We start from the raw sequence: 4,975 nt of genomic DNA, 5'->3' as shown, positions 1-4,975 counted from the left end.
GGCCTCATCATGGGCCTCGCCAACGACAAGTCGCTCGCCTGGGGCATCGCGCGCAAGCTGGGCGAGGCGGGGGCGGAGCTCGCCTTCTCCTATCAGGGCGCGGCGATGGCGAAACGGGTCCGCCCGCTCGCCGAGCAGCTCGGGACCGCGCGGCTGTTCGATTGCGACGTGGCCGACATGGGGGCGCTCGACGCGACGTTCGCGGGGCTCGCGGAGGAGTGGCCGACGATCGACTTCGTGGTCCACGCGATCGGCTTTTCCGACAAGTCGCAGCTGCGCGGCCGCTATTACGACACCACGCTCGACAATTTCCTGATGACGATGAACATCTCCGCGTACAGCCTGGTCGCGGTGACGCAGCGCGCGCGGCGGATGATGCCTGAGGGCGGCTCGATCCTGACCCTCACCTATTATGGCGCGGAGAAGGTGGTGCCCCACTACAATGTAATGGGTGTGGCCAAGGCGGCGCTGGAGACGAGCGTCAAATACCTGGCGGTCGATTGCGGGCCTGAGAACATCCGCGTCAACGCGATCTCCGCGGGGCCGATCCAGACGCTGGCGGCGCGCGGGATCGGCGACTTCAACTACATCCTGAAATGGAACGAGCTGAACGCGCCGATGCGCCGCAACGTGACGATCGACGATGTCGGCGGCGCGGGCCTGTACCTGCTGAGCGATCTCGCCAGCGGCGTGACGGGCGAGGTCCACCATGTCGATGCGGGCTACAACGTCATCGGCATGAAGGCGGAGGACGCCCCGGACATCGCGCTGGCATGAGCGGTGGCCGGCAACGGGAAGACTTCGCCGACGGTGTTCTCCCCGTGTTACGATCAGTCTGCCTGATCGGACTTGTCTTGACGGTCGCAGTCGTAGCCACTCTGATGCTCGAAGGCGGCCACGTATTCTTCGTCGTCATGAGCGTCGCTGCCGGCCTGTTCTGGCTTCTGGGACATGGCCGAAAAGATCGACGCGTTGCTGAACGACAGGCGTCTGAACGTTTTTCAGGTTCGGAGGAATGAGCCACAACAGCTTCGGCCACATCCTGCGCGTCACCACTTGGGGCGAGTCGCATGGACCGGCGATCGGCGCGGTCGTGGACGGGTGCCCGCCGGGGATCACGCTGAGCGAGGCGGACATCCAGCCGTGGCTCGACCGGCGACGGCCGGGCACGTCGCGCTTCACCACGCAGCGGCAAGAGCCCGACGCGGTGCGCATCCTGTCCGGCGTGTTCGAAGGGCTGACGACCGGCACGCCGATTAGCCTGATGATCGAGAACGTCGACCAGCGATCGAAAGATTATTCGGACATCGCCCGCGCCTATCGGCCGGGCCATGCCGACTATGCCTATGACGTCAAATACGGCCTGCGCGATCCACGCGGCGGCGGGCGATCGTCGGCGCGCGAGACGGCGTGTCGGGTCGCTGCCGGCGCGGTGGCGCGGCTCGTGATCCCGCAGGTGCGGGTGCGCGGCTGGGTGGAAGCGATCGGCGGCGACGCGATCGATCCGGCGCGATTCGACGATGCGCAGATCGACGCCAACCCGTTCTTCTGCCCGGATGCCGCCGCCGCCGCCCGCTGGGAGGGGCTGGTCGATGCCGCGCGCAAGGCCGGCTCGTCGCTGGGCGCAGTGATCGCGTGCGAGGCGACCGGCGTTCCCGCCGGTTGGGGAGCGCCGCTCTATGCCAAGCTGGACGCCGAGCTCGCGGCGGCCGCCATGTCGATCAACGCGGTCAAGGGCGTGGAGATCGGGGACGGGTTCGCCGCCGCCGCATTGTCGGGGGAGGCCAACGCCGATCCGATGCGGCCGGGGCGCGATGGCGCCATGCCGCTGTTCCTCGCCAACCATGCGGGCGGGGTCGCCGGTGGCATCGCGACCGGCCAGCCGGTGCGGCTGCGCGTCGCCTTCAAGCCGACCAGTTCGATCCTGACCCCCGTCGAGACCGTCACCCGCACCGGCGAGGCGACCACGCTCGCCACCAGGGGGCGCCACGATCCGTGCGTCGGCATCCGCGGCGTGCCGGTTGTGGAGGCGATGGTGGCGCTGGTGCTGGCCGATCAGATGATGCTGCATCGCGCGCAGACCGGTGCGCAAGCCGGGCGGTAAAGCGGCCGACGATCGGGCGAGGGAACGGATATGCCCGCCTGCCCGTTGGCACCGGATAACTTCACGGAGAGACAAAATGCGTATTGTGATGATGATCGCCGCCGTGGCGATGGCGGTTCCGGCGCTCGCGAGTGCCCAGACCGCGACCGGTTCGGGCAGCACCGGCAGCCAGTCGACCGGCGGCAGCATGGGTGGCCAGTCGACCGGCGGCAGCATGGGTGGCCAGTCGACCACCGGATCAATGGGTACTGGGTCCATGGGTAGTGGCTCGTCAACCGATGGGACGATGAGCGGCACGATGGGTGGCCAGTCGACCAGCGGCACCTCTTCCACGACCGGCTCGCGCAGCCGTCGCTCGCGCCGTGGGAGCAGCTCGGGGACGTCGTCCACCGGCAGCAGTGGCAGCGCCGGTACGACGAGCGACTCGACGTCGACCGGCGGTACTGACGCGGGCTCGACAAGCGGCACGTCGCCCAACGGATCGGCCGGGACGGCGACCGGCGGCATGACGTCGGGCGGCTCGATGGGCAGCACTGGAACATCGGGTGGTTCGACCCCCAACTGATCGTTCCATAGATTGATGACGGATGGGGCGGCGCTACGGTGCTGCCCCATTGTCATGAGGAAGAGATTACGACGCGGGTAAAGACGATCGTCAGTCCCGGCCTGCTCGCACGGTTGAACCGCACTTGCCCGAGTCGCGACCGTGTCTGAGGTCAAGCTTGGGCGGACGGCCACGTCATTCTCGAATGGCGTTCATACCGGTGATATAGCCAATAGAGCCAGCGATCCGGGCAAGTCCTAGCCGCCAGGAAAGTCGCCGTCAGTCGGCGAACGGGTCGCGGACCAGGATCGTGTCGTCCCGCTCCGGGCTGGTCGACACCAGCGCCACCGGGCAGCGGATCAGTTCTTCGATCCGGCGAATATATTTGATCGCCTGCGCCGGCAGGTCTGCCCAGCTTCTCGCGCCGGCCGTCGAGTCGGACCAGCCCGGCATCGTCTCATAGATCGGCGTAGCCACCATCTGGTCGGATGCATGGGACGGGAAATAATCGAGCGTCCGCTCGCCAAGCCGGTATCCGGTGCAGATGCTGATCGTCTCAAACCCGTCCAGCACGTCGAGCTTTGTCAGAGCGATGCCCGTCGCGCCGCTCACCGCCGCCGACTGGCGCACCAACACCGCGTCGAACCAGCCGCAGCGCCGCTTGCGCCCGGTGACGGTTCCGAACTCATGACCGCGCATCCCCAGCCGCTCGCCGGTCTCATCGGCCAGTTCGGTCGGGAACGGCCCGGAACCGACCCGCGTGGTGTACGCCTTGGCGATCCCCAGCACGAAGCCGACCGCCGACGGTCCCATCCCAGTTCCCGCCGATGCGGCCCCCGCGACGGTATTGGACGAGGTGACGAAGGGATAGGTGCCATGGTCGACGTCCAGCAGCACGCCCTGCGCGCCCTCGAACAGGATGCGCCGGCCCGCCATGCGCGCCGCGTTGAGATCGCGCCACACCGGCCCCGCGAACGGCAGGACGAAGCCGGCGATCTCCTTCAACTGCGCCACCAGCGCCACCCGGTCGACCGGTCCGGTGCCAAAGCCCGCACGCAGCGCGTCGTGATGCGCGCACAGCCGGTCGAGCTGCGCGTCGAGCGAGTCGAGATGCGCGAGGTCGCAGACCCGCAGCGCGCGCCGCCCGACCTTGTCCTCGTACGCCGGGCCGATGCCGCGCCGCGTCGTGCCGATCTTGCCCGCTCCCGACGCATCCTCGCGCAGACCGTCGAGCTCGCGGTGCAGCGGCAGGATCAGCGCGCACGCGTCGGACAGCATCAGCGTGTCGGGTCCGACAAGCACGCCCTGCGCCGCCAGCCGCGCGACCTCGTCGCGCAGCGCCCAGGGATCGAGCACCACGCCATTGCCGATCACCGACGGCGTGCCCCGCACGACGCCCGACGGCAGCAGCGACAGCTTGTACGTCTGGTCGCCGACGACCAGCGTATGGCCGGCATTGTGCCCGCCCTGGAACCGCACGACCATGTCGGCGCGCTCCGCCAGCCAGTCGACGATCTTGCCCTTGCCCTCGTCGCCCCATTGGGCGCCGATGACCGCTACATTGGCCACGCTCGTTCCTCTCGATGACGCGAAGCGATTAGGAGTGATGAAGGCATCGGTCCAGCGGGTTGGTACGGGGCAGCCGCGATGGACGCCCGGCGCCATCGCCGACTGCTGTCGCCGACCGCAGGTCGACCGTGACATGACCTATCCGACCCGCGCCGCCCGCCCCTCCCAGACATGCGTGCACAGCTGCGCCTCGGGAGTGTCGCCCGCCTCCAGCGCGGCGACCGTCACCCACCCCTCGGCGCGCATCGCCGCCGCTTCCACGGCCGGCGTGCCGAGCGGCATGAACAGGCGGCGGCGCGCGTCCGGTTCCGGGGTCACGGGCAGCCGGTCGGCATAGAGCGACACACCGGTCGCCGCCTCTTCCGCGCCGCCCTCGTGGACGATCGTGTAGGTGCCGCCGCGCCCGATCTCGCGGGCCGCGCCCGCCGCGAAGAGCGAGAAGCCGAGCCAGGTCTGATACTCGAACCCGTGGCGTTCGGTCGGATCGAGCGTCAGGCCCACACGCCCCGCCAGCGATCCTGCGATCGCCTCCAGACCGTCCAGCCGCGTCGCCAGCGCGCCGTGCGCATCGAACGCGCGCAGCCGTGCGAGCGCGCTGTCGAACGGCCCCGCCGCCTCGATCAGCGGGAGGTAGGCGGGCGCCAGCTCGGCGACCGCGCCCGCGTCCTTGGCGTCCAGCCGGTCGCGCAACGTCCCCACGTTCGCCGACGCGACCGGCAGCGGCCCGGCGGCGAGCGTGTCGACGAGGGCGGGGAGCG

General features: G+C 69.3%; 6 protein-coding genes. 4 read left to right on the top strand and 2 right to left on the bottom strand.

What is annotated here, in order from left to right; translation table 11 throughout:
• From fabI to HUV01_RS11825, 4 genes are all read left to right on the top strand, one after another.
• On the top strand, nucleotides 1-777 hold a 777-nt coding region (fabI, locus tag HUV01_RS11835; protein ID WP_174298447.1), incomplete at its 5' end, for an enoyl-ACP reductase FabI.
• Nucleotides 774-1,019: a hypothetical protein gene (locus tag HUV01_RS14970; RefSeq protein WP_217431001.1), complete on the top strand. Its 246-nt coding sequence runs from the start codon at nucleotides 774-776 to the stop codon at nucleotides 1,017-1,019. The genes fabI and HUV01_RS14970, both read left to right, overlap by 4 nt.
• The gene (gene aroC / locus HUV01_RS11830; protein ID WP_174298446.1) at nucleotides 1,016-2,104 is read left to right on the top strand and encodes a chorismate synthase; all 1,089 of its coding nucleotides are present in this window, start codon (nucleotides 1,016-1,018) and stop codon (nucleotides 2,102-2,104) included. The genes HUV01_RS14970 and aroC overlap by 4 nt, the downstream gene beginning before the upstream one ends.
• A gap of 76 nt (nucleotides 2,105-2,180) precedes the next feature.
• Nucleotides 2,181-2,669, top strand: coding sequence for a hypothetical protein (locus HUV01_RS11825; protein WP_174298445.1), 489 nt, complete (start codon nucleotides 2,181-2,183; stop codon nucleotides 2,667-2,669).
• A gap of 258 nt (nucleotides 2,670-2,927) precedes the next feature.
• Here the strand turns inward: HUV01_RS11825 and HUV01_RS11820 are convergent, their stop codons facing one another.
• Nucleotides 2,928-4,217, bottom strand: a complete 1,290-nt coding sequence (locus HUV01_RS11820) for an adenylosuccinate synthase (RefSeq protein WP_174298444.1) — start codon at nucleotides 4,215-4,217, stop codon at nucleotides 2,928-2,930.
• 138 nt (nucleotides 4,218-4,355) lie between these two features.
• Nucleotides 4,356-4,975, bottom strand: a 620-nt coding sequence (locus HUV01_RS11815) for an ATP phosphoribosyltransferase regulatory subunit (protein ID WP_174298443.1), incomplete at its 5' end; no start/stop codon positions are given.

The sequence above is a fragment of the Sphingomonas bacterium genome, assembly GCF_903643035.1.
GTDB lineage: Bacteria > Pseudomonadota > Alphaproteobacteria > Sphingomonadales > Sphingomonadaceae > Sphingomonas.
The sequence above is the reverse complement of the archived record's forward strand: the minus strand, read 5'-3'. Positions and strand labels throughout refer to the sequence as shown.